Raw genomic sequence first — 23,899 nt, forward strand, 5'->3', positions numbered from 1 at the left:
GTCGATGCTCCCCTGCCACCCCTATCGTGGCAACCATGAACAACACAGATGCCTACTCGCGCTACCTCGCCGCAACCGCCAGCGGCTGGGAGCTGCTTGAGGCATTTGCCGCGCGCCATGGTTCTCTATCCGCGGCAACCATTGCGCACCACGATGGCATTAGCCAAGCACAAGCTAAGCGCTTCCAACTCACCTTCGCCCGCATCAAGCCCTGCCGCGCGCTTGCAGCACAACTAAGCCACAGCCTGGATGTTCTCCATCTCATTTCCGGCACCATTATTAAGGTCAATCCACGACACAATGACCTGCGCGCCTTCTTAGACAAGATGCTGCGCGCCTGCCACCTCAAATCCGTCGCCGACGCCGAGCATATTCTCCGCGAAATCCTCGCCACGGCCAAGAAACCGACTCGCCCCGCTCGAGTTAACCGCATCAATTTCGCGCATAAACCGGATGACAATAATATGGTGCGATTCCTGGGCAAGCTGCGCGCCGAAGACGCTCGCCGGATTCAAGAGAAGTTTCAGGCTGCGATTCGCGCAGCGCTGCGTGAAAATGAATCACTCACCGGTGATGTGGCCATGGCTAATCTCATGGTCAATGCCATTCTTCGCGGTGAAACCACCAATGCCAGCGCTCCCGAGCATGAGTACTCACCGGCGGTAGTCATGTCTGTAGATCCCAATGTGGATTTGGAGCGCGGGGTTATCAACACCGCATCGGGAGCATCGATCCCCTTAGAAGATGCCATCAACTACCATCTTCGCAACACCGGCTGGGTCCTCGGTGTGTCGCAGACCGGCTCTAAAGCGAAGCTAGAATTTATAGCGCCGATTATTAATACGCGCTTTTCCACCGGCACGCACCGCCTCGGCGTGATGCTAGAAACACTCATGTGTGCTCGTTGCGATACCCCGGCTATCTTTTGCCACGCTCACCACATCGAAGCATGGGCTCACAGCCGCCGACCACGTGACTGGGAAGATTTAACAAACCTCTGCCCCGTGGATAATTCACTCAATGATGACAATCCCAACGCCCCACCGCGCAATGGGCGCGTGGAGCGCGACGAAAGAGGCTGGCCCGGCTGGAAATACTCCCCCGATGGACGTTTCCATTACAACCCCAACCCAGTCTTTCGACACGGATGGCGTGGAACCATCGCCGATATTCTGGCGAACCAGGCTTAGCCCTGCCAGCGCACCTCAGTTTGCGACATGTGAATTTGGTAACTGATCTTCTCACGCAACGCCTCTGGCGCATGCGTGGATTCGTCGCACCCTTTTACTATTTGCCGAACTGCCTCTTCGGAGCCCAAGCGCGAGGAACAACACGAGCACTCCGAAATTCGCGCACGGATTTCTTCTGCTCGTTGTTCAGAGGTGCAATTATCTAGAAGTTCGCAGCATAGCCGCTCGATTTCTTCGGAGCTACACCGCATGTGATCTTCTTGCGACATTAGTTGTCCTCCATATCCGGGTGTCCTAATCCAATTCCTTGTTCACGGGCTACATCCTTCAACGCCTTTCGCAGTAATTTTCTTCCCCTATGAAGCCGACTCATGACGGTTCCTAAGGGAGTATCCATAATTTCCGCGATTTCCTTATACGCCAAACCGACCACATCCGCGTAATAGACCACCATCCGGTAGTCCTCGGGGAGATCATTCATGGCATCGGACACCGTTTGATTCGGCATGGACTTCAACGCCGCTACTTCAGCGGACTCCAAACCAGTCGAATCATGCCCAGAGGTCGTATACAGCTGAAAGTCAGTCAGATCATCCGCTGAGGACTCCGTCGGGCTACGCTTCGCCTTGCGATAGGAGTTGATGTAGGTATTGGTCATAATCCGGTACAACCAAGCCTTGAGATTCGTGCCTTGTTTAAAGGAATCAAAAGCATTAAACGCTTTGAGGTAAGTTTCCTGAACCAGGTCTTCCGCATCTTGCGGGTTCCGCGTCATGCGCAGGGCGCCACCGTAGAGCTGATCAAGCAGTGGGAGCGCTTGTTCCTCAAAAGAATCAGCCACTGGCGTCCTCCTTGTTATATTGGCAGCCATCTTCACTATTCTAACCTCATGGCCCAAACTCCAGCGCTACAGGTAGTGGCAGCATCCGGTATTGCCCACACCATCCATACTTTTGACTCCGGCTCCCGCAATTTTGGACAATCCGCCGCGCACTCCCTCGGCGGCGATCCAGGGAGAATCTTTAAAACCCTGGTCATCGAATTGTCCACCGGAAAGCTAGCCGTGTGCGTTCTCCCCGTCACCGACAAGCTCAACCTCAAGCTGGCAGCAAAAGCCTTCGGCGTGCCCAAAGCAGCCATGGCAGATACGGCCGCCGCACAACGCGCCACCGGTTACGTGACAGGTGGAATTAGCCCCGTAGGGCAGAAAAAGAAGTTGGCAACAGCCATTGATTCCACAGCCCAACAGCATGCAAGCATTTTCGTCTCCGCCGGTCGCCGCGGCCTCGAGTTAGAGCTTGCACCAGAAGACCTCGCTTCGCTTTGCGATGCCCCCTTTACCCAATTAACTCTGGATAATCATTCCTAACATTGCCCACTGCTTTATCTACTTCTCGGACTTCAAACATCTCCCGAAGTTCTTTCGGCGTGGGTTGTAGCAAGGATTCATCCATATCGCCCTCCAGCCACGGCCGCATTTCCTCTTCTGTGAGAAATCGTGGCAGGCGATGATGCAGCCAATCCATGGGTTCTAATGCCTCGGTTGTAACCATCGTCCCGGACAATCGGTCGAGGCCGGTTGCCCACAACCCTGCAACCCACATGAGCTTGCCATCAGGACGTGAGACAAAGTGCGGAACTTTCTCATGCCACTCGTAGTAGCCATCCATCGGAATCACACACCGGCCGCCACCGTTTTTGCCCTGGTAGGCATCACGAAACGACGGTTTTGACGCGACAGTTTCACCACGCGCGTTAAACAGCGGCGGGCCATCCAAGTCTTTCTTCCAGTGCGGCAGAAGTCCCCAACGGCCGGGGTCCACTTGCGCCAGTGATTCTTGCACTCGCACTATCGGCACCATCATGGTCGGCGCGATATTATATCGCGGTCCGGGTACCCCATCGGGTGCGTGTACTTCCTCGACTCCGGGCAGCTCACCGACATGCTCGAGGAGCTCTGATGTGAATAAAACAAATCGTCCGCACATGCCCCTATTATGGACGATATGACAAATTCGTGGACTGCACCCGTGGCCCAAGGCCCTATTCAATGGACCCAACAGATTCCTGGTTCCAAGTCGATCACTAATCGAGCCTTTATTTTGGCTGCGCTTGCGGACTCCCCCTCGCTCCTGCGCAATCCTTTGACCTCACGCGATACCGAACTGATGGCGAATGCCCTTCGCGCAGTCGGAATTGGTATCGAAGCAGACGGTACTGATGTTCGAATCACCCCCGCTGAGATCACCGGCGGCTCCATTGATTGCGGCCTCGCTGGCACGGTCATGCGTTTTCTCCCACCGCTGGCCGCGCTTGCATCCGGCCCAGTAGAAATCGATGGCGATGAGCAAGCACGCGTGCGCCCCATGTCCACGATGTCGCAATCCCTGCGAGATCTCGGCGTAGACGTCTCCAGCGACACCTTGCCCATGACCGTGACCTCCACTGGCGTTCCAGCCGGCGGAGAGCTCACCATTGATGCTTCTGGCTCCTCCCAGTTCGTCTCCGGGCTCCTGCTCTCAGCACCTCGCTACGAACAAGGCATCACTGTCCGCCACAAGGGTGGAACCTTGCCGTCGATGCCGCACATCGACATGACCGTCGCCATGCTGCGCCAGGCAGGAATTACCGTCGACGAAGGCGAGAACTGGTGGAAGGTCCACCCCGGAACCATCCAAGGTGGGACGTGGAATATCGAGCCAGATCTTTCCAACGCCACACCATTCCTCGCCGCAGCACTAGTTACCGGCGGCGTACTAACCGTCAATGACTGGCCAGCCACGACCACTCAGCCAGGTGACGCTTTCCGCCACATCATCCAAGAAATGGGCGCAACTGCCGAGCAGACTCCGGAATACCTGCGCGCTATCGGCAATCCGAACGGTCGCCTCCAAGGAATCGAGCTCGACATGTCGCAGATCGGTGAACTCACCCCGACCGTCGCGGCATTGGCAGCACTGGCAGATACTCCCTCGCGTCTGACGGGCATCGCGCACTTGCGTGGGCATGAAACCGACCGCTTGAAGGCTCTGGCTGCGGAAATCAATAATCTTGGCGGTAACGTCACCGAATTAGATGATGGTCTCGAAATCAGCCCCGCTCCCCTGCACGGTGGTACCTGGAAGTCCTACGCGGACCACCGCATGGCAACCGCTGGTGCAATCATCGGCCTGCGCGTCGAGGGCGTCGAAATCGACGATATTGAGACCACTGCAAAGACCTTGCCTGGCTTTGCCCGCATGTGGGAGAAGATGCTAAACCCTAATGGCTAGACGATATGACGAATCCGATGTCCGTGTCCGCCCTGGCAAAGGCTCCCGTCCACGCACCAAAGACAGGCCTACGCACGATGACGCCAAATTCGGCATGGTCATCACCAAAGACCGCGGTAGGTGGGGCGTTGCGCTTGACGATGGCCCCACGATCGTCGCCATGCGTGCCCGCGAGATGGGCCGGACCCCGGTAGAAGTCGGAGACCGGGTCGGAGTCGTCGGCGATACGTCCGGGAAAAAGGATACGTTGGCGCGGATCGTCAAGTTAGAAGAACGCACCTCTGTGCTTCGCCGTACCGCGGATGACACGGATCCTTATGAGCGCATCGTGGTGGCTAATGCCGACCAGATGCTCATTGTCACCGCGGTGGCAGATCCCCCACCGCGAGAAGGCTTTGTCGAACGCGCCCTCATCGCGGCTTTTGTGGGCGATGTTCACCCGATTTTATGCCTGACCAAAACGGATTTGGCTGATGCCGCTCCTTTTGCGGAGGCATTCGCGGATCTCAACGTCACTGTGGTCGAAGCCGGCGTCGACGATGACCTAGACGCCGTATCCCAGCTGATTTCTGGCCACATCACCGCGCTGATTGGCCATTCCGGCGTAGGCAAATCCACCCTGGTCAACCGCCTGGTTCCCGATGCTTTTCGCGAGACCGGTGAGGTCTCCGCCGTGGGCAAAGGCCGTCATACTTCCACCCAATCGGTGGCGCTGCGCTTGCCAGGCGATGATGGCTGGATTATCGATACCCCAGGCATCCGCTCTTTCGGCCTCGCGCATGTTGATGCCGATACGGTTCTCGGCGTCTTTTCCGATCTGGATGCCATCGTCGAAGACTGCCCTCGCGGCTGCACGCACGCTGGCCCACCGGCTGATCCGGAATGTGCCTTGGACAAAATAGAAGAGGGCACCTCCACCGCTCGCAGACGCGATGCGGTCAGGGCCCTCTTAGCTGCCTTGCGCAGTAACGACGAGTATTAGAGCAACTCGACAAGGAATGGCAGTTCGCTGATGTCGTAGTACGCCATGAAGTTATCGAGGGCGTCACCAACAGCGAGCTCCGCGTCCTCGTCGCCAAGGTCCGCGGTGTCAATGACCTCGATGGCCTTGGCCGTGGCTGCTTCAGATTCTTCCACGTCCACGTGGACACAGACGACATCGTCCAGTGCTACTCGGGCTGGCTCGAGCTTGACCACCGGGTCGCCCATATCGGGCATCGGCGTGAGTTGTGAGTCATCGATATCAGCGGAAATGACCACGCGGCGTTTCGGGAAATGCTGTTCATCACCGATGGCGAGCAGGCGCAGCGAGGCCATGGAGGCTTCGAGAAAAGCCGAGTAGGCGATCTCTTCTTCATCGCCTTCAGTATAAAATTCCTTCAATGCCTGGGTCGAGGCAAAGCCCCAGCCGGAGCGTGCGAAAATCTCGCTGTTTTCGTTCAGCTCCACCAGCATGGTGAAAGTTGCGGGTAGATATACGCGCACTTTAGAACTCACCTTCCAGGTCAAAGACTGCCTGGATTTCCACGCTCGTGCGGTCAAATACGGTGTACAACATGCCGACCATGCCGTTTTCTACCGCAGCGCGCACGTTGAGGATATTGTCGTCGACCATCACGCAGTCGCTCAGTGGTAGCTCCAAGGCATCAGCGGCAGCCTGGAACGCAGCGCGGTCAGGCTTTTCGGCGCCAACCTCACCGGAGAGAATTACTGCATCGACGATGCCCTTGTATTCCCATTCGCGGATTGGTTCCGCAGCAGGACCGCCTGGGTCATTGGACAAAATCGCGGTGTCAACGCCGTTCGCTTTTGCGGCCGAGAGCAGGGTTTGCCAACGCTTTACATCTTCGTCCGGTCCGTCTAGGACGCCGACGTAGTCAACGATCAGTCCTCGCATGTGAGTGGTTCCTCCAAATGATAAGTAAATTTAACTCGAGACTAGCGCAATCTCATGTAATAATGCTTGCTAAGCCCACAATGTACCGCCTGGGACCTTCCAATGAAAGGTCCCACCACGTGTATCAACCGATCCCCGGATGCGCTCATTTGATGCGCTTTATCCCGGATGACCCAGTTGTGTATTCCGCGCCCTCCAATGACATGGATGAACAACAGAAGTTATTAACCAGCAAACTCGTCAGCATTGCGCTTGAAGTCGCCTCAGGCTTACGACCCTTGGCGCATTTAACGCCCAAGTATTTCGATCCTTCGATCTTTACGCATCTCAGCTCGTGGTCTCGAACGCACGGGTCGAAAAATGCGCGAATGTCGATGAAGTCTTTGCATGGGCGCAAAGATGGCGAGTATTTCGGCACCGCCATCTTTGGCGAAAAGCAGATTGCTTTTACCGGAAGGCTATCTAAAAAGCAGGATAAACTGCGTGCCTTCCGGTTGCTTTAGGCTTGCTTCTGCTCTTGTTCTTGCTCTTGGGCGGTCATCTGCTTGCGCAACATAAATAGCTGTCGCACCGTTTCTTCCTTGATGCCCTCGTTCATGGCGTTGAACATATCGCCGCCTTCCTTTTGGTATTCCACCAAAGGATCACGCTGAGCCATCGCACGCAGGCCGATGCCCTCCTTAAGATAGTCCATCTCATACAGGTGCTCGCGCCACTTATTGTCAATGACCGGCAAGATGATCATTCGCTCGGTATCGCGCATTTGCTTCTCGCCACCGATGGCAGAAATACGCTCTTCCAAATCGTCGTATTGCGCCAAAGCGTCACTGACCAATGCATCAGTGAGCTGTTCTGCGGTGAGCTCGCCTGGGGCGCCATACTCGGAGCCATCGACAAGCTCTTGCGCATCCAAGTTCGGACCATACAAGACATCAAGCGCATTCCACAGCTGCTCTAGGTCCCAATCCTCCACGTAGCCAGTAGCCGTAGCGGCAGCGACGTAATCAGTCACGGTATCGATAATCATGGACCGGATATTGTCCTTGATATCGGAGGCTTCCAAAATCTCGTGGCGGGTTGCGTAGACAACCTTGCGCTGCTCGTTGAGCACCTCATCGTATTTGAGGACGTTTTTACGCATCTCGAAGTTTTGGTTTTCCACCTGCGCCTGCGCGCCCTTGACCGAGTTGGAGACCATCTTCGAGTCAATCGGCACATCATCTGGAACATTGAGTCGGTTCATCATGTTTTCCATGGACTGACCGACGAAACGCACCATGAGCTCATCGCGCATGGATAGGTAGAAACGGGACTCGCCGGGGTCGCCCTGGCGTCCGGAACGACCGCGCAGCTGGTTATCGATACGGCGAGATTCGTGGCGCTCAGTACCCAGGACATAAAGCCCACCGGCCTCGCGTACTTCATCACCCAGGCGCTGGGAACGCTCGCGCTCATCTTGGATTTCGGCGTCCCACGCCTCTTGGTACTTTTCTTCATCATCGAAGGGATCGAGTCCGCGTTCGCGCAGCTTCATATCCAAGATGACCTCGGGGTTGCCACCGAGCACGATATCGGTACCACGACCAGCCATGTTGGTAGCAACGGTGACATTGCCTGGGCGGCCGGCGCGGGCGACGATATTGCCTTCTTCTTCGTGCTGTTTAGCGTTGAGCACCGAGTGCTTGACTCCGCGCTTGGTTAGCAGCTCAGAGAGGTATTCTGAGCGCTCCACGGAGGTGGTACCAACTAGCACGGGCTGACCATTGTCGACGTGCTCTGCGATGTCATCGACGACCGCCGCGAACTTGGCTTCCTGCGTCTTGTAAATGCGGTCTGAATGATCTTCGCGCTGGTTGGGGCGGTTGGTTGGGATGGTCACCACGTCAAGGCCGTAGATGGAGTTCAATTCTGCGGCCTCGGTCTCAGCGGTACCAGTCATGCCCGAGATTTTTTCGTAGAGACGGAAGAAATTCTGCAAAGTAACCGTCGCGAGCGTCTGGTTCTCATTTTTAATTTCCACCCCCTCTTTGGCTTCAATCGCCTGGTGCATGCCTTCGTTATAACGACGCCCAGCTAGGACACGGCCGGTAAAGCCATCGACGATTAAGACTTCGCCATCGCGGACGATGTAGTCCTTATCGCGGGTAAAAAGTTCCTTCGCCTTCAGCGCATTGTTCAGGTAGCTGACCAGCTGAGAGTGCTCGGGGGCATACAGGTTATCGATGCCTAGTTGGTCTTCGACGTATTCCACGCCTTCTTCTAAGACACCGACGGTGCGCTTTTTGATGTCAACCTCGTAGTGGATGCCAGCGCGCATACGTGGTGCGAGGGTGGCAAAGACACCATAGAACTGGGAAGAGCCATCAACGGGGCCGGAAATAATCAGTGGGGTACGCGCCTCGTCGATCAAAATCGAGTCAACCTCATCGACGATGCAGTAATGGTGGCCACGCTGCACGCAGTCTTTCAAGGTGCGAACCATGTTATCGCGCAGATAATCAAAGCCCAGCTCGTTGTTGGTGCCATAAGTAATATCGCAGTCGTAGGCTTCCTTGCGCTCAGCCGGACGCATTTCGTTCAAGATCACGCCGACGGATACCCCGAGCCAGCGGTGGACACGGCCCATCATCTCGGCGTCACGGCGAGCCAGGTAATCATTGACGGTCACGATGTGAACGCCCTTGCCTTCCAATGCATTAAGGTAAGCCGGCAGCAGCGAGGTCAGGGTTTTACCTTCACCCGTGCGCATCTCCGCAACGTTGCCAAAGTGCAAGGCTGCACCACCCATAATCTGCACCTTGTAGTGCTTTTGGTTCATCACGCGCCAAGCAGCTTCGCGCACGGTGGCAAAAGCCTCAAGAAGGATGTCGTTGAGCCCTTCTCCATCGGCGATGCGCTTTTTAAACTCATCGGTCTTCGCTTTGAGCTCTTCATCGGAAAGCGCTGAGAATTCGTCTTCGAGAGCAATGACTTGGTCAGCCATTTTGTCGAGCCGCTTGACGGTACGGCCTTCACCCGCACGCAGCAGCTTGGAAAGTCCAAACACTTGTAATTTATTCCTTTACTTCCACGACATTGTTGACTAGCTCCCCGCTATTGTACGCAAGGAATCGCGTAGTATCGCCTTAGCTCCCCAGTAAAACGAAGTAAGCCCAGCCGCATTTGTCAATTAATGCGACTGGGCAAACTAGCGTGTGCTTATGATTCTGGGTCTTCAGTTAAAGAAATCAGACCATAGTCAAATGCGTGACGACGGTAGACCACGGAAGGACGCTGAGTTTCTTCATTGATAAAGAGGTAGAAATCATGGCCTACCAACTCCATCTCACTCAGAGCTGCGTCCACGCTCATCGGCGTAGCGGCGTGTTCTTTGGAGCGAACAATCTGTCCTGGGCGCTGGTCCTCAATGCTTTCCGCATAAGGGTCGACCATGCGGTCTTCGCGCTGTTGCTCGCGCGCTGCTTCTGCATCCGCAACGATTTCTGCAGCCAATTCTCCGGTGCCCTTGCGTGCACGGTGGCCGGATTTGGTGGCTTCGCGACGAACTTTAACCTTTCGCAGCGAACGTTCCATCTTTGCCACGGCGGTTTCCAGCGAGGCGTAGAAAGAATCTTCCTTAGCTTCAGCGCGGGCGATGTGGCCCTTGCCAGTTGCGGTGATCTGAATGCGCTCTGCCTGCGCGTCACGGCGAGGGTTGGGCTCATGCTGCAGCTCTACGTGGAAGAAGGTCAGCGTGGGATCAAGGCGTTCAATCTTTGCGAGTTTTGCTTTGACCCGGTCGGAGAAGTGCTCTGGCACCTCAACATTGCGTCCGGTAATGGTGACCTGTGCTGCTGTGGTGGTGTCGGTCATGACTTGCCTCCCTGTGATCGCGGGGCCAAACCTTGGGCCCCTGGGGCCGGATGTACTCACAAGCAGTAGATGTGACGTAGATATTAACAACTACTGTGTGTGACAATCCCTATTCTACCAGTGGTCATAACCAATGTCCTTAAACATCGGCAAAAACTAATCCTCCGGCGACATTTGCCCCCGCCCCGCGCAAGACTTCGACCGTGGCAGCAAGCGTGGAACCAGTGGTCATAACATCATCGATGACCATTAATGGCTCATTAGACACAGGAGCAAATAATTCGACGGCCCGGCGCATATTATCCCGGCGCGCTTCCGCAGACAGGGTGGATTGGTCAGCGGCCCCTTTGAAAATGCGCACGCAATGGCACACCTCGAAGTTTGTTGCCTGGCATACATGAAGCACCGGGTCGCCGCCGCGCAGCGCAGCGGACTTAGCCCGTGTCGGCGCTGGCACGAGCTGCACCTGTGCAGGAATATCGCCGCGCGCGATGAGATACGACAACCCGGCTTGGATAACCGCCCCCACATAGGGCCGGACGGCCCGGTTGTTGTATTCCTTCATCGCGATGATGATGTTGCGGCGTATCTCGGAGTAGGGGCCGAGGGAAAAGACGGGGACATCGATAAGCGATCTGCGATAGATCTGAGTGGGAACCTCCCGCAAAGCTTCCTGGCACCGCCGGCACAACACCGACCCGGGATGGCGGCACCCAGCGCATGCTCGCGGGAGGAGAAGTTCCATTTAATTGGCCACGATCGGCGCAGAGCGCATCCCCTGCATGCCAGGTACTTCGCGCCAATACGTAGATTCCGTTTCTACGGGAAGCTGCAACATGGCGTGGTAATCGGTGATGTACAGCGTGGATGGCGACGCGGCGATGGATACCACCGGAATGGTGATATTGCCCGAAGGCAAGGTAGATACTGACGAGCCGTCTTGCTCCACGCGCCAGACAGGGGTTTCTTGCGTGGAAGTGCCAACCACCAAGGAGCCATCGGCCTGCCAATCCAAGCTCAACGCTGTGCCACCGAGCTCATTCGCGGGGTTATAGATATTGGTCAGGCGGAAGTCCCCCGAGCGCTCTCGCTCGACGACGCCGATGTAGACCTCGCCGCCGATAATCATCGCGGCTTGGGCGCCGGAATTAGACAAGCGAATGACAGAGATTTCGCCGCTGATGGAATCTAATTCTGAGGTGTCCACGCGGGTGGTGGTCACTTCCCCGGTTTGAGGTGAACGCACAATGCGCAGGACTTCGTCACCGTTGACGACCGACCAAGCTGCTTGGCCGGCGTTTTCGAAGGTGGGACGCGAGATGGTCTCCGCACTTAAGCCTTCTTCGAGCTCGCCATCGATATCGCCGAAAATAAACTGGGATTCTTCGTTGTCGCGGCGCACGGCGGCGATGACCCCGTTGGCTGTGATATCGGCGGATTCAATATTGCCGGCTTCGCCCAATGGCCCAGAGACCGGCTCGGCGGCGTTGCCGGAGACCTGCATGATATTGCCCTCGTGGAGCGCATACAGCGGTGCGACTGAATTCGAGGCCACGCGGGGGTTGTATTCGGCGAAGTCATCGGTGGTCATGGTTTCAAGGTTTTCCACCAAGGGTGCCCCGTCGGCGGTTACTGTGTACGGCTCTTGGATTCCTGCGTGCGAGAGTGTCCAGACCAACTCGGCAGCAAAGCGCAGGCGGTCATCGGGGGACATATTTTGCATGCCGGCGAAGGTATATTCGCCATCCTCGATGCCGAGGAAAGCAGCATCATCGGGCACCACGGAAGTCGTGGCTGGGGCAAGGCGTGACGATGGTCCCTCGAGCAGCAAGGTAATCAGCTGCGCGTCGAGGGAGTTTTGGCTGCCGAAGAGCCAGCGCCGGTCGGTGACCAACACGCTTCCGGTTTGGCGGTAGAAGTAGACAGGCAAGGGCTGGAAATGATTACGCAGTTCAGTGCGTTCAAAGACCACACCATCGGGCAGGTCTGTAATGCGCCATTCGCCGTCGACTTGTTCCATGCGGATGGTGGTTTCATAGCCGGAGTTTTCGGGTACATAACTGCCTCCGGAGGCCAGAGAGCCAATGACGCTACCGCGAACGGTAAATGCACGCTGGTCACCCGAGGAGGTGTTTTGCGAGGTGAGCTCAATGACATCTACAATGCGCCGGGATTCTTCTGGGTTCCAGCTCTCCGCAGCTTCCGGCGTTAGAAAGGAACGAGCTGCTCGGTAGTCCGAGGATGGGATGGCCGCGGCCGCGTAGAATTCGCGAATCAACAAGTCAGCTTCTTGCCCCGGGGTGGGCCCGACTGCGGGGTCGACTTCCGGCTGCGGAGAAAAAGAGCGCAGCACTTGCGGGTCGGAGGCGCTCGGCAAGGTCGAGCATCCGGAGAGCACTAGCGCGGAAACGGATAAGGCAGCGATGAGCTTTTTCATGACTGGGGCTCCTCGCTTTCTTCGTCAATGACCTCGGGCGCGTGCGGAACCACCAAGGGCAGGGGTTCATCACCAAAGGGTGCTCCGGGCTCGCGCGGGATAATCAACCGGAAGCGCGAACCGACGCCAGGGATGCCGGTGGCGTCGAGGGTGCCGCCGTGCAACACCGCGTCCTCGCGCGCGATGGCAAGGCCCAAACCGGTACCGCCGGAATGGCGCTTACGGGAGGCATCGGCACGCCAGAAGCGGTTGAAAACCAGTTCCTCTTGGCCTTCTTTCAGCCCCACACCAGAGTCCGTGACGGCCACGGCAATAGCGGTTTCGGTATGCCCGATATCGATGGTGACAGGGTTGCCTTCTGAGTGGTCGATGGCATTAGCCAGCAGGTTGCGCAGGACGCGTTCGATCCGGCGTGAGTCCGCCTGCACGTTGACTGGGGTATCAGGCACGTTGGCGATGATCTCCACGTCGAGTTCTTTGGCCAAGTGCTCAGTTTGTTGCATGGCCGATTCAATGCAGGAGCGAATATCCATGTTGGATGATTGCAGGTCCGCAACACCGGCGTCGTGGCGGGAGATCTCCAATAGATCGGCGAGCAACTCTTCAAATCGGTCGAGTTCGCGAATCATCAATTGGCTGGCGCGGCGAGTGTGCGGTTCCAAATTATCGGCATCATCGGCGATAAGGTCAGCGGCCATGCGCACCGTCGTCAGCGGTGTACGCAGCTCGTGCGAGACATCGGAGGTAAATTGTCGCTGTAGATCACCGTATTCTTCCAGCTGCGTAATCTGCTTGGACAATTTATCGGCCATGTCATTGAACGAGGCCGCCAGGCGTCCCATTTCATCTTCCCCGTCAACTACCATGCGCTCGCGCAAATGCCCGGCAGCAAGGCGTTGGGCAATGCGCGAGGCAGAGCGGATGGGTGTGATGACCTGCTGAATAGCCAGCCACGCGATGCCCACGAGCAAGACAACGACCACCACGCCCGCAGCAGAGAGCAAACCGCGCATCAATGCCATGGTGGATTCTTCATTTTCCATGGACATCACCAGATATAGCTGCAGGTCTGGGATATCTGCCATGGTGGGGGTTCCCACGACCAAGGCGCGGTAGTTAGAGCCGCCGGGCTGGTCGATGGTCGTAAACTGGTAGACCACCTGGTCATTGGCCACCGATGCACGCAAGGAGTCGGGAATGCGGTATCCCTCCGGCGACGTGGTGATTTCGCCGCTGGAGTTTTCCACCACGATGACAGGTTCATACGTCGCGTGCGACTCCCCGCCCTCCGCGGTCAGTTGCGTTAAGGACGCCCGGGCGGAGTTAATGCGCACTTGGACGGAGTTCGCCGAACCAGTGGCATTAATTTGCTGCTCGACGGCAATACGCGCGCGTTCAATTTCTTGATCACCAATGCTGATCTTCTGATCCACCAGCCGCTGAGTCAGCACGGAGACAAGCGCATACGCCAAGATGATCATGACCACGGCGGAAGCGACCAAGATCATGCCAATGACGCGTACCTGCAACGAGGTACGCCACATCTCACTTATGACGTCGCGTAAATGGCGCAACCGGGACTTAATAACTCACTGCCTCCATCAAGAAAGTAAACAACTGTGAAGCTAGTCGTTTTTGCCAGTCTTGTAGCCAACACCGCGCACCGTTAATACAATCTGCGGGTCTTCCGGGTCGTGTTCAATCTTGGCGCGCAAACGCTGCACGTGGACATTGACCAAACGAGTATCGGAAGCGTGGCGGTATCCCCACACTTTTTCCAACAACTCCTCGCGGGTATGGACCTGCCCAGGCTTGCGCGCCATTTCCACTAAGAGATCAAACTCCAAAGGAGTCAACGACAACTCTTCGTCTTCCCCGCCATCGGCTGGGCGGCGAATAACGGTGTGCTCGGAAACATCGACAAGCAAATCGCCCACTTCGATGATCTCCGACGACGTCGTCTCCGTCCGGCGCAACCGCGCGCGCACGCGAGCGACCAGCTCCTTGGGTTTAAAAGGCTTAGTGACGTAGTCATCTGCACCAGATTCCAACCCCAACACCACATCAACGGTGTCAGTCTTGGCGGTGAGCATGACAATCGGCACATTGGAATCGCGGCGAATGGCACGGCAAATATCCACGCCGTTCATTCCCGGCAGCATCAAGTCCAGCAAAATAAGATCCGGATTGTGCTGTTCAAAGGCCGGCACAGCATCATTGCCGTCGGTGATGGGGATTGGCTGTAATCCTTCGGATTCCAGGACAATTGTCAACATCTCCGAAATGGCAGGATCGTCATCTACCACCAGGATTTTTGGCGCCACGTTTACTCCCCTACAAGGTCTAGAACTTTGTCGATGATAATACCCTTATCAACAGCGGCAATCCACTGGCCTGCCCAATTGGCCTCGGCGAGTCGCGCATAAGCGGCAGCAGTTGCCGCCTGAAGACCACCATCTTTTTCATACTGATCTTTCTCGCGGCTTGCATCCTGTGCCTCCCGCGACGATGCGCGCTGTGCGGCTATCCCGACCTCGGTGGCGAGATAGATCTGCAAGTCCGGCTTCGGCAAGCCCAGCCGCCCGAACTCGAGGTCAAAAACCCAGTCCATTACGGCATCATCGCCCAACCGCGCGGCAGAATAAGCGGCGTTGGAAGCTACGTAGCGGTCCAAAATGAGCAGATTAGAGCTTGTCGATGCTTCCTCTAACTGCTGCTTGGCACCATGGCGGTCGAGGGCGAATAACGTCGCCATGGCGTAGGCCGACGAGGTTAAATCTCCCATTCGCCCGTAGAGCGCTTCTTGGGCGAGCTGCGCGTGAATAGAATCCTCGTACCGGGGAAAGGCTAAGACCTCGACGGGAATATTCAATTCCTTCCGCAACTGCGATACGAGTGTGTTTTTCCCGGCGCCGTCGATGCCTTCAATCGCTATAATCATTAAGCGAGCGCTTCGAGGAAAGGCTCGAGGTCATAGTCTTCTTCGACGTCTTCGAGAAGCTCCGTTGCCTTTTCATTAAGCGCTTCCGAAGAGTACCCGACCAGATCACGGATATAGGGGTAGTTGGACACTACATCGCCGGCAGTAAACGGAGCTCCCGCCCAAATTGCGGCGATGGTGGCTGCTGCCAGAGCATTTTGCTCTTCTTCTTCGGTGGCCTGATTGTCCCCAGTGGCCAGCATGATCGCGTCGTGAATTGCTTCAATGATGTCGTCTTCGTCCAAGGCGATCAGATCATCGAGAAACTCAACATTGTCATCACTGGTGAAAATATGCTCATCCCAGGTGCTCATGGGCTTTGCTCCTTTTAATTTTCCTATTGCTTCACTACGCTTTACTTGCCGTGACAGTTTTGCACAATCGACACTAGCCAACTTGGTAGCTGAAGCCTAGTAGAACCTGCCGGACAACTGCCTAGTTAATAACAACCATGCATCAAGCCCCACATGTTCCCGCGCGTGAGGTTGAACACAACGGGCGAATATTTTCGTAAAGAAATTACATAACCGCAGATTAAACAATATTTTTCCAGGCGGGAAAAAGATTGTCGGAAAGTATTCCCCTCACTGGACTCGCGTGGTAGTGTCGTTACTAATTTGTTACCAACCAGAAAGGGCGCCTGTGAATTCGGATGTTCGGCGCGTCACCATATTTTTCACGGTAGGACTGTTAGTAGCGGCCGCCGTGGGATTTGGCGTGTGGCGAATGAGCACCCCGGTTTCGGTCAACGCCGATCCGACGAAGACGACGCAGTCTAGTTCGACCACCACTTCGCCGACATCTCGAGAGAACACGGAAACCGAAGAACCGGACTCGAATGAGAATGAGCGCCCGCAGCAGGAGTCTGCTCCTGCGCAGGCTGCTGCCCCGAACTACGCCAATGACCCGTTCTTGGCGCCGAATTCTGTGGTTAACCCCGAACGTGAGACTCCGGATCCGACAAATGTGTACCGTCCGGAGCCGATCTTTGGGGATGAGTATGGCAATTACGCGCAAAGCCCCGCGTCAGAATATAACCAGCCTTCGCCTGAGTACGAAGCTGAGCCCGCGCCGACGGAAGACGAAAACACTCAGCCTGTCGAGCCCGCGCCGACGTCACAGACACCAGAAGACTCAGCGGAGAGCTCGCCACAGCCCACCAGTCCTGAAGAAGACGGTGAAGAGACCGTGACCACGCGCCCCTCGGATCCTAACGTCGAGCCTTCTGAGCCAAACGAGCCGAATGAGTCCGCGCAGCCGGTAGAGCCAACTGAACCATCTGAGTCAGAAGCTTCAGGTGAGCCAGTTCCGAGCCAGTCGCCGATGCCTACGCAGAATGCGCAAACACCGGGAAGCTCTGCTACACCCTGGCGATAAAGGCTTGAGCTTTATCCTTCGTGCTCAAGGTGATGTCGCCGTCATCGGCGGGGACCCAGGCGGCATCGGAAGGCGAAAGCTCTAAGCACGTGCCATCTTGAGCGGTCAGCTGCAAGCTACCCTCGGTACACAAAATGATGGCTGGCCCATCACTTTCGGTAGTTACTTCTTGTCCCGCCTTCAAATCGCAGCGGGTCAGCGCATATTCATTGACCGGCACCGGATAGTTCATTACCTGCGCGGAATCCGACAGGCTGATTTGTTCTACGCGTGGGTCTGCGATGGTATTAAACGATAAAACCTTGACCAATTCCGGCACGTCGACGTGCTTCGGAGTCAAACCACCGCGCAAGACATTGTCGGAGTTGGCCATGATCTCAACGCCCAGGCCGCGCACATAGGCATGCAGCTGGCCCGCGTCGAGGTAAATGGCCTCCCCTGGGCTTAATTGCACGTGGTTGAGCAACAGCGCGCCAAGCACGCCAACATCACCGGGATAAAGCTCATCGAGATCGATGAGGGTCTCCAACACTGGGCGCATCCACGAGTCTGAGTGCAAAGTTTCTAACAGCTGCTTGGAGCACTCCATCAGCGCGGCGATGAGCTCACGACGGGTGGTCGCCGGGATGGTAATCCAAGTCGTAAACAGCGCGCGCAAGCTATCAGATTCTTCGTCTTGCGTCAGCCGGCCATCGGCAATATGCATGTGCGCGTAGCGGTTGAGCTCTTCGCAGTCCAAGGCATCAAAAAGCTCGCGGGTATGAACGAGCGGGCGAAATCCTGCCATGGCATAAAAGTCTGTCAGCGCCACGATAAGTTCCGGTTTGTGGTTATCGTCTTTATAGCTGCGCTGCGGCGCATCCATCGCGACGCCCTGAGAGTTTTCCCGCGCAAACCCTTGCAGCGCCTGCTCCTTGGAAGGGTGCGCCTGCAAGGACAACGGCTCATCGGCCGAGAGGATCTTCAGCAAAAAGGGCAGCTTATTATCAAATTCCGCTGCCACGTTCTCCCCCAGTGCCGCTTGCGGGTCGGCGGCGATGATCGCATTGAGCGGTTCATCTTCTACCGTTGCGGGCCCACCAGGGTGCGCGCCGTACCACAATTCCGCGATGGGATAGTTGGAGGCGGCTTTGCCCTGCAAGTGCGGAATGAGTGTCTTAGAACCCCACGAATAGGTTCGGGTGGCACTGTTGAGCAGCTGCATTAATCTTCCTTCGAAACATCGTAAGCGGTCGCGGCAAATGCGCGGACGAGCAATCGGACGGCGCAAACCAAATCACTGGTATCAGCATCGGTGCATGCCATGGCGAGCGAGTGGGGTAAGGCTGAATCTGCTTGCCCCCACACAATTATTTTTAAGGGTACTAGATTCTTTTCCCCATCCAGGAACGGGTCGTAAAAAATGTCATCTTTTGGTGCGGATTCTTGGTTGCGTTCCAGCACCATGGGAACAAGTTCCGGTTCAAGAAATTCCCCGGATAGCCCGCGGGTGCTCCAGATGGTGGCCGCACAGCGTGCTACCGCCAGCCCGACGTTAACGCCGGCGGGGAGATCCGCGGGCTGCTCCAGGCGGGAACCGGTGTGTACGACTCGGGCGTCGGCGGTGAAATCTCGCAAGGCTCGCCCCGGGTTTACCGTGGCATCGCGTTCCGGGGACAGTTGTTGTAGTTCCTCATCGGCGGCATCGGCAAGCTCATGCAAGCGCTCGGCGACGATGACCTCAGCATCAGTAATCGACCACAAAATGGCTAAAAGCCCGGTGATATACCGACTCGGCGAAGCGCCATCGGCAGTCGGTGGGATTGGAAAAGACAATGTCTCTTCCGGCGCATCCTCATCCAATGGGCCGCGCCCAGGCCCAATCAGCGCGGTGGTAGCACCCCGGCGCGCGGCAGTAATCAACGCCAACGACGCCCAATCTGCATCACTGCGTTCACCGACAACAACGACAGCATCCAAAGGGCCCACATAGTGCGGAAGTTTGTCCGTTATGAATATGGGCCATGGCAGCGGCGATATTAATTCAACAACCATCTCGGCGCTTGCGCGCGCGACTTGGTCGGTGGGCAAGATAACGATGGAGCGAAACTCCGCCCCGCGTAAATCGCTAAGGTGCTGGATATGCGCGGCAATGGCGCGTATCTGTGCGCCCTCATGGGCAACATCGAAAAAGCGCACGGTTTCTGGGTCATATTGTGAGCCAGAAAAATAGCCTTCATCACTCATGCGCTCAAGCCTAGTAAATGCGGAACCGTCGTGGTGGCGCGGTAATCTATCCACATGAGTCTTTCAGCAAATTCTTCGCATTTACCCCGCCCAGTGACCTTGATTGGCGGCGGCCCAGGCGCCTGGGATTTAATCACTGTGCGCGGCATGCATGCCTTGCAGGACGCTGATGTGATTCTCACGGATCATCTGGGTCCGGCGCCAGAATTGGACAAGCTCTGCGATGTGGACAATAAAGAAATTATTGACGTGTCCAAGCTGCCTTATAAAAAATCGGTGTCGCAAGAACGCATTAATGAGTTGCTGATTTCCCACGCGCGCGCGGGAAAGACTGTTGCGCGCCTCAAGGGTGGAGATCCTTTTGTTTTCGGCCGCGGTTTTGAAGAAGTTCAAGCTTTGGCCGAAGCAGGCATTGCCACGGAAATCATCCCAGGCGTGACCTCCGCAGTGTCCGTGCCAGCTAGCGCTGGTATCCCCGTTACCCAGCGCGGAATCGTGCACGCCTTTACGGTGGTCTCCGGGCACTTGCCACCCGGCCATGAAAAAAGCTTGGTTGATTGGACAGCCCTAGCGCAGTCGGGCGCGACCTTGAGCATCATTATGGGCGTGCGCAATGCCGGCGCTATCGCCGATGCCCTTCTCGCAGGAGGCCTGGCCGGCACCACCCCGGCGGCAATTATTGAAAACGGCACCTTAGAAGAAGAGCGCGTTATCAACACCACGCTGGCCCAGCTAGGGCAAAAGACTGCCGAGGCCAATATTGTGCCTCCAGCAGTCTTCGTAATTGGTGATGTCGCGGGCTTGAGCTAGCCGGTAGTTGCCCCTTCGTGGGTGCGCACAGCTGGCGCATCCGCAGCGGCTGCTTCTTCGGCTGCGAGAGCTTCCGCGCGCTGGGCGCGAGCTTTCCTATGCCCGCGAATGGTCGCGCCAATTCCCAGCGCAACAATCGCGACGTGGATAATCACGACCCACGGCGTCGACGGTGCAAATCCCAATCCCTCATAGACATTGGAGATATTCAGCGCCGCAATCGCTGTACCCACGAACCCGCCGAGCATGATGGGGTTCAATCGTGAGACCATCCACGCAGCCAGTGGTGCGGCAATCGAACCGCCAATGAGCATGGCGACAATCGCACCGAGATGCGCGACGATGTCCTCCCACAAGCCAAACGCAAAGCCGATGATTGCGCCCAAGGTGACAAGAAATTCGGCAGCGGAGACCGTACCCACAATGCGTCGAGGCTTATCCCGGCCGGCCGCCATTAGCGTGGAGGTCGTCACCGGGCCCCATCCCCCGCCGCCGGTGGCATCGACCATGCCGCCGACAGAGCCCAGGGCGACTAGAAAGGGCGTGGCGTGCGGGCGGTTGGCAATTGTGCGTTTGATATTCCCGCGGCTAAAGCGCCAAATCAGGTTAATCGCAATCAGCACCAACAGCGCGGAGGTCACCGGTTGGGCGGCTTCGAGGGAAAGATTTGATAATAAGGTCGCACCAATAAATGCGGCGATGGCTCCGGGAATGGCGAGGGAAAAGACAATTTTCCAATCCACATTGCCAAAGCGCCAGTGGCTAAACCCGGACACTAATGTAGTGCCAAGCTCGGCGGCGTGAACCACCGCAGACGCTTGCGCGGGCCCCAGACCGGCGAGGAAAATGAGGAGAGTGGTGGAGGTAACACCGAAGCCCATGCCAATTCCGCCGTCGACTAGTTGCGCAGCAAAGCCTGCTAAAGCAATAAAAATGAGCGTGGGCATGTCTTCATCCTAAGTATATTGGGGCACGCGCGCTGATCTTTCAGCCAGGGTGCGTTGAATTTGAATAAGGCGGGGAGCTAAAACGTCCGCTAAATGCGAACCTAAGGGGACGGAACTGGTGATGTAGGAGCCCGTGGTGTGCATAATCTCTGGCAACGCGGCATTCGCGGCATCAAGCAGCAGACCATCGGTGACAAACAGCGGCAAGAGGTGGATGCGCGGGTGCGCACTAGCTTGCAGCTGCAGGCCTTTGGTCCCCCACAGATAACCCGCGCGGCCAGCGCCGGGGGTGGCAAATAAAGTGCTGGTTTGAAAGCCGGTGGCATCGGCCAGTCGCACGGCTAGGCGTACCACTGACTCATTGGCCGCCACATTCGACGAACCCACGGCGTACACAATCACGTGGGGGTTATCCCCTTGCGCGATATCTTTGTTCAGCCGCCGGGCTAGCTGCTGCAGAATGTCACCTCCCGTACCTAAGCCCGGGGCGGGATGTAGCTCCACACCACTGGCGTGTTCGGCTTGTGCCAGCACATCCGGCACGTCGTAGCGCATGTGAAACCCATTGGTAAATAGCAACGGCAGCAACGTGGCCCGGTCAAAGCCGTGCTCGCGGAGGTGCAGGGTGGCATCGACAAGCGAAGGCGTATCAAATTCCAGGTGCGCGGATTGCCCGTATGCCCCGGTTAAATCTGAAGTGCGGGCAACAAGCTTATCGATGCCCCCTGCCGCCTTCGGATGCCTAGAACCATGGGAGAGCGCGATAAATGCGTGATTCATAGTTCATGGCCTTTCCTTTTCAAGGAATTGGCAAGAGCCTCGTGCGAGGACCGTGCTTGCTGCGGCTGCACCGGCGGGTCATTTTGGCCGTGAAATTGAACGGAGAAGACCCGCAGGCAGTCTTGGCATGCCCACGCGAACTCTGTTTCTTCATCCGGAAACAGCAGCTCACTGGCGCAATACGGGCAGTGCAGCGGATGGTTTCGGTTCGGATTGGGTTCGCGGCGAAATCTCATGACAGATCCTCATCCTCGGCACGCAACGCCCAGTCGCGGAATTGCTCGCCGGGGTGGCGCTGGTTTTTGAAGTTCGTGAGCACTCGCGTGACATATTCGGTGACTTCGGTGCCCTTGACCTTGTGCCCGCGCAGTTTGCGGCCAAAATCAGGGTCAAGCCCCATGGCGCCACCTAAGTGCACCTGGAAACCTTCGATGCGGTTGCCGTCTTCATCAGTTAGCGTTTGGCCCTTGAAACCAATATCGGCAACTTGGGTGCGCGCGCAGGAGTTCGGGCAGCCGTTGAGCGTAATCGAAATCGGCACGTCCAAATCCCCGATGACTTCTTCCAAATCATCGACGAGTTCAATCGCGCGGGACTTGGTGGTGGTGTGCGCAAGCTTGCAAAATTCCAGGCCGGTGCAGCTCATAACCCCGCGGCGAAACTCCGAAGGCTTGGGGTAAAGGCCGGTTTCTTCCAATGCCTTGGACAAAGGCTCGATGTCTTCTTCACGCACATCCAAAAAGAGCAGTTCTTTCATCGGGGTGGTGCGCACGCGCTCGATGCCAAAGGATTCTGCGACCTCGGCGATAGCAACCAGCTGCTCACCCGTGGTGTGCCCAACTGTGGGTTTTACGCCCACGTAGAAGTTGCCATCTTGCTGCTTGTGCACGCCGACGTGGTCACGGTTGCCCATGTGCGGGACGGTAGGAATGCCATCTTGCAGCGGTGATTCTAAGTATTCGTCTTCGAGTACCTGACGGAATTTTTGAATTCCCCACTGCGCGACGAGGAATTTGAGACGGGCGCGGTTGCGCAGGCGGCGGAAACCGTAGTCGCGGAAGATAGAGACCACGCCGTGCCAGACCTCTGGGACTCGCTCCAGTGGGACGAAGGCGCCGATAGATTGCGCCAGCATCGGGTTGGTGGATAGCCCGCCGCCGACGAAGCAATCAAAGCCAGGGCCATATTCTGGGTGGTTAGTGCCGACAAAGGACACGTCCTGGATCTCATGCGTCACGTCCTGGCGGGCGTTGCCGGAAATAGCCGTCTTAAACTTGCGCGGCAGGTTTTGTACGTCCTCGCGGTGAAGATACTCATTGACGATGGTCTCTATCGCCGGGGTGGCGTCAATAATTTCATCTTCTGCAACGCCTGCGACCGGCGAGCCCAAAATCACGCGTGGGACGTCGCCGCAACCCATCATGGTGGACAGTCCTACCGCTTCCAAGCGCTCCCAGATTTCGGGCATATCCTCGATGCGAATCCAGTGCAACTGGATGTTTTGACGGTCGGTGAAGTCTGCGGTCGAGCGCGCAAATTCCTTGGAGATTTCTCCGACGACGCGGAACTGCTCAGGTGTGGCACGTCCGCCATCGAAGCGGATGCGCAGCATGAAATATTCATCTTGCAGTTCCGAGTTCGGGACTTGTCCCGTAAGCTCGCCACCAAGGTTTTGCTTACGCTGGGTATAAATCCCCAACCACTTAAAGCGTGGGGCTAAATCCTCCGGTGGGATAGAGGCGAAGCCTTGCTTGGAGTAAATATCAATAACGCGCTGTTTCGCGGAAAAGCCAGGATCTTCCTGCTTGATGCGCTCATCGTTATTGAGCGGTTCCATTCCGTCAATCTTCCACTGCCCTTCCGGTTTGGGAGTGCGGCGTGGACGTGGCTTTTTATTTGTCGCAATGGTCATGTGGTTCCTAACGTGGGAGGTAAATCGTTTAGAACAAACCTATCCACACCACTTAGTTCATACAATATAGACTGATTGGTCTATATTTTTATTCAGGTTTTCCAACGCCGCAAGCAGCACGGATGCGCAAACCGCGAACCGAATATAAAGATGCATAAAACCACGAAACTCGCCGGCACCAACGAGCGTGCACGGCGAGTTTTATTGTGAGTTAGCGTT

General features: G+C 56.6%; 26 protein-coding genes. 7 read left to right on the forward strand and 19 right to left on the reverse strand.

From position 1 onward, the window contains the following. Window positions 1-35 precede the first annotated feature (35 nt). Entirely contained in the window at window positions 36-1,190 is a 1,155-nt protein-coding gene (locus CAMM_RS09855) for a hypothetical protein (protein ID WP_003847400.1), read from the forward strand. Here the strand turns inward: CAMM_RS09855 and CAMM_RS09860 are convergent. Together CAMM_RS09860 and CAMM_RS09865 are read right to left on the reverse strand one after the other, a co-directional pair. Beyond that, the gene (locus tag CAMM_RS09860) at window positions 1,187-1,459 is read right to left on the reverse strand and encodes a hypothetical protein (RefSeq protein WP_003847397.1); all 273 of its coding nucleotides are present in this window, start codon (window positions 1,457-1,459) and stop codon (window positions 1,187-1,189) included. The two genes, CAMM_RS09855 and CAMM_RS09860, sit on opposite strands and share 4 nt — an antisense overlap. Beyond that, the gene (locus CAMM_RS09865; protein ID WP_003847396.1) at window positions 1,459-2,061 is read right to left on the reverse strand and encodes a sigma-70 family RNA polymerase sigma factor; all 603 of its coding nucleotides are present in this window, start codon (window positions 2,059-2,061) and stop codon (window positions 1,459-1,461) included. The genes CAMM_RS09860 and CAMM_RS09865 overlap by 1 nt, the downstream gene beginning before the upstream one ends. Window positions 2,062-2,079: 18 nt before the next feature. Here CAMM_RS09865 and ybaK point away from each other — a divergent pair, with 18 nt between their 5' ends. Beyond that, the gene (ybaK, locus tag CAMM_RS09870; RefSeq protein WP_003847395.1) at window positions 2,080-2,559 is read left to right on the forward strand and encodes a Cys-tRNA(Pro) deacylase; all 480 of its coding nucleotides are present in this window, start codon (window positions 2,080-2,082) and stop codon (window positions 2,557-2,559) included. Here the strand turns inward: ybaK and CAMM_RS09875 are convergent. Then, complete coding sequence (locus tag CAMM_RS09875) at window positions 2,528-3,178, reverse strand: SOS response-associated peptidase (protein WP_003847393.1); 651 nt, start codon at window positions 3,176-3,178, stop codon at window positions 2,528-2,530. The two genes, ybaK and CAMM_RS09875, sit on opposite strands and share 32 nt — an antisense overlap. Before the next feature lie 9 nt (window positions 3,179-3,187). On the opposite strand from CAMM_RS09875, the gene aroA reads away from it, so the two are divergent. Beyond that, complete coding sequence (gene aroA, locus CAMM_RS09880; protein ID WP_003847390.1) at window positions 3,188-4,462, forward strand: 3-phosphoshikimate 1-carboxyvinyltransferase; 1,275 nt, start codon at window positions 3,188-3,190, stop codon at window positions 4,460-4,462. Beyond that, window positions 4,455-5,444 carry a ribosome small subunit-dependent GTPase A gene (gene rsgA / locus CAMM_RS09885; protein ID WP_003847388.1) on the forward strand — a complete coding sequence of 330 codons (990 nt, stop codon included), beginning with the start codon at window positions 4,455-4,457 and terminating at the stop codon, window positions 5,442-5,444. Before aroA ends, rsgA begins: the two co-directional genes overlap by 8 nt. On the opposite strand, the gene CAMM_RS09890 is transcribed toward rsgA, so the two are convergent. Further along, entirely contained in the window at window positions 5,441-5,947 is a 507-nt protein-coding gene (locus CAMM_RS09890; RefSeq protein ID WP_040355411.1) for a DUF6912 family protein, read from the reverse strand. The genes rsgA and CAMM_RS09890 overlap by 4 nt on opposite strands. A gap of 1 nt (window position 5,948) precedes the next feature. Next, on the reverse strand, window positions 5,949-6,359 hold the full coding sequence (locus CAMM_RS09895) for an HAD family hydrolase (protein WP_003847386.1): 411 nt from the start codon (window positions 6,357-6,359) through the stop codon (window positions 5,949-5,951). A 119-nt stretch (window positions 6,360-6,478) separates the two neighbouring features. Here CAMM_RS09895 and CAMM_RS09900 point away from each other — a divergent pair, with 119 nt between their 5' ends. Continuing rightward, on the forward strand, window positions 6,479-6,862 hold the full coding sequence (locus tag CAMM_RS09900; protein WP_075761553.1) for a hypothetical protein: 384 nt from the start codon (window positions 6,479-6,481) through the stop codon (window positions 6,860-6,862). On the opposite strand, the gene secA is transcribed toward CAMM_RS09900, so the two are convergent. The 8 genes from secA to CAMM_RS09940 all read right to left on the reverse strand — a co-directional run bounded on the left by secA (window position 6,859) and on the right by CAMM_RS09940 (window position 15,942). Next, window positions 6,859-9,405 carry a preprotein translocase subunit SecA gene (secA, locus tag CAMM_RS09905; protein ID WP_003847382.1) on the reverse strand — a complete coding sequence of 849 codons (2,547 nt, stop codon included), beginning with the start codon at window positions 9,403-9,405 and terminating at the stop codon, window positions 6,859-6,861. The genes CAMM_RS09900 and secA overlap by 4 nt on opposite strands. Window positions 9,406-9,557: 152 nt before the next feature. Continuing rightward, window positions 9,558-10,211 (reverse strand): ribosome hibernation-promoting factor, HPF/YfiA family, encoded by a 654-nt coding sequence (gene hpf / locus CAMM_RS09910; RefSeq protein WP_003847381.1) that lies wholly within the window; start codon window positions 10,209-10,211, stop codon window positions 9,558-9,560. 139 nt (window positions 10,212-10,350) lie between these two features. Further along, window positions 10,351-10,878, reverse strand: a complete 528-nt coding sequence (locus CAMM_RS09915; protein WP_248620600.1) for a ComF family protein — start codon at window positions 10,876-10,878, stop codon at window positions 10,351-10,353. 78 nt (window positions 10,879-10,956) lie between these two features. After that, the gene (gene lpqB / locus CAMM_RS09920) at window positions 10,957-12,648 is read right to left on the reverse strand and encodes an MtrAB system accessory lipoprotein LpqB (protein WP_003847377.1); all 1,692 of its coding nucleotides are present in this window, start codon (window positions 12,646-12,648) and stop codon (window positions 10,957-10,959) included. Beyond that, entirely contained in the window at window positions 12,645-14,192 is a 1,548-nt protein-coding gene (gene mtrB / locus CAMM_RS09925) for an MtrAB system histidine kinase MtrB (RefSeq protein WP_003847375.1), read from the reverse strand. Before mtrB ends, lpqB begins: the two co-directional genes overlap by 4 nt. 81 nt (window positions 14,193-14,273) lie before the next feature. Further along, window positions 14,274-14,972 (reverse strand): MtrAB system response regulator MtrA, encoded by a 699-nt coding sequence (gene mtrA / locus CAMM_RS09930; protein ID WP_003847373.1) that lies wholly within the window; start codon window positions 14,970-14,972, stop codon window positions 14,274-14,276. Between the two features lie 2 nt (window positions 14,973-14,974). Beyond that, window positions 14,975-15,589 (reverse strand): dTMP kinase, encoded by a 615-nt coding sequence (locus CAMM_RS09935; protein ID WP_003847371.1) that lies wholly within the window; start codon window positions 15,587-15,589, stop codon window positions 14,975-14,977. Beyond that, window positions 15,589-15,942, reverse strand: a complete 354-nt coding sequence (locus CAMM_RS09940) for a DUF4259 domain-containing protein (protein WP_003847368.1) — start codon at window positions 15,940-15,942, stop codon at window positions 15,589-15,591. Before CAMM_RS09940 ends, CAMM_RS09935 begins: the two co-directional genes overlap by 1 nt. Before the next feature lie 328 nt (window positions 15,943-16,270). On the opposite strand from CAMM_RS09940, the gene CAMM_RS09945 reads away from it, so the two are divergent. Continuing rightward, complete coding sequence (locus tag CAMM_RS09945) at window positions 16,271-17,005, forward strand: hypothetical protein (RefSeq protein WP_003847366.1); 735 nt, start codon at window positions 16,271-16,273, stop codon at window positions 17,003-17,005. Here the strand turns inward: CAMM_RS09945 and manA are convergent. Together manA and CAMM_RS09955 are read right to left on the reverse strand one after the other, a co-directional pair. Beyond that, window positions 16,989-18,209: a mannose-6-phosphate isomerase, class I gene (manA, locus tag CAMM_RS09950; RefSeq protein WP_003847364.1), complete on the reverse strand. Its 1,221-nt coding sequence runs from the start codon at window positions 18,207-18,209 to the stop codon at window positions 16,989-16,991. The two genes, CAMM_RS09945 and manA, sit on opposite strands and share 17 nt — an antisense overlap. Further along, complete coding sequence (locus CAMM_RS09955; protein ID WP_003847363.1) at window positions 18,209-19,231, reverse strand: hypothetical protein; 1,023 nt, start codon at window positions 19,229-19,231, stop codon at window positions 18,209-18,211. The genes manA and CAMM_RS09955 overlap by 1 nt, the downstream gene beginning before the upstream one ends. A gap of 54 nt (window positions 19,232-19,285) precedes the next feature. Between CAMM_RS09955 and cobA the strand changes: the two genes are divergently transcribed. Further along, window positions 19,286-20,041: a uroporphyrinogen-III C-methyltransferase gene (gene cobA / locus CAMM_RS09960; RefSeq protein WP_075761554.1), complete on the forward strand. Its 756-nt coding sequence runs from the start codon at window positions 19,286-19,288 to the stop codon at window positions 20,039-20,041. On the opposite strand, the gene CAMM_RS09965 is transcribed toward cobA, so the two are convergent. From CAMM_RS09965 to CAMM_RS09980, 4 genes are read right to left on the reverse strand one after another with little or no spacing between them, the layout of a single operon-like run. After that, complete coding sequence (locus tag CAMM_RS09965) at window positions 20,038-20,988, reverse strand: sulfite exporter TauE/SafE family protein (protein WP_003847360.1); 951 nt, start codon at window positions 20,986-20,988, stop codon at window positions 20,038-20,040. The genes cobA and CAMM_RS09965 overlap by 4 nt on opposite strands. A 9-nt stretch (window positions 20,989-20,997) precedes the next feature. Beyond that, on the reverse strand, window positions 20,998-21,768 hold the full coding sequence (locus tag CAMM_RS09970) for a sirohydrochlorin chelatase (RefSeq protein WP_003847358.1): 771 nt from the start codon (window positions 21,766-21,768) through the stop codon (window positions 20,998-21,000). Continuing rightward, window positions 21,765-22,004 carry a hypothetical protein gene (locus CAMM_RS09975; protein ID WP_075761555.1) on the reverse strand — a complete coding sequence of 80 codons (240 nt, stop codon included), beginning with the start codon at window positions 22,002-22,004 and terminating at the stop codon, window positions 21,765-21,767. Before CAMM_RS09975 ends, CAMM_RS09970 begins: the two co-directional genes overlap by 4 nt. Further along, the gene (locus CAMM_RS09980) at window positions 22,001-23,680 is read right to left on the reverse strand and encodes a nitrite/sulfite reductase (RefSeq protein ID WP_003847353.1); all 1,680 of its coding nucleotides are present in this window, start codon (window positions 23,678-23,680) and stop codon (window positions 22,001-22,003) included. The genes CAMM_RS09975 and CAMM_RS09980 overlap by 4 nt, the downstream gene beginning before the upstream one ends. Window positions 23,681-23,899 lie beyond the last annotated feature (219 nt).

Origin of the sequence: Corynebacterium ammoniagenes DSM 20306 (assembly GCF_001941425.1) — a bacterium.
GTDB lineage: Bacteria > Actinomycetota > Actinomycetes > Mycobacteriales > Mycobacteriaceae > Corynebacterium > Corynebacterium ammoniagenes.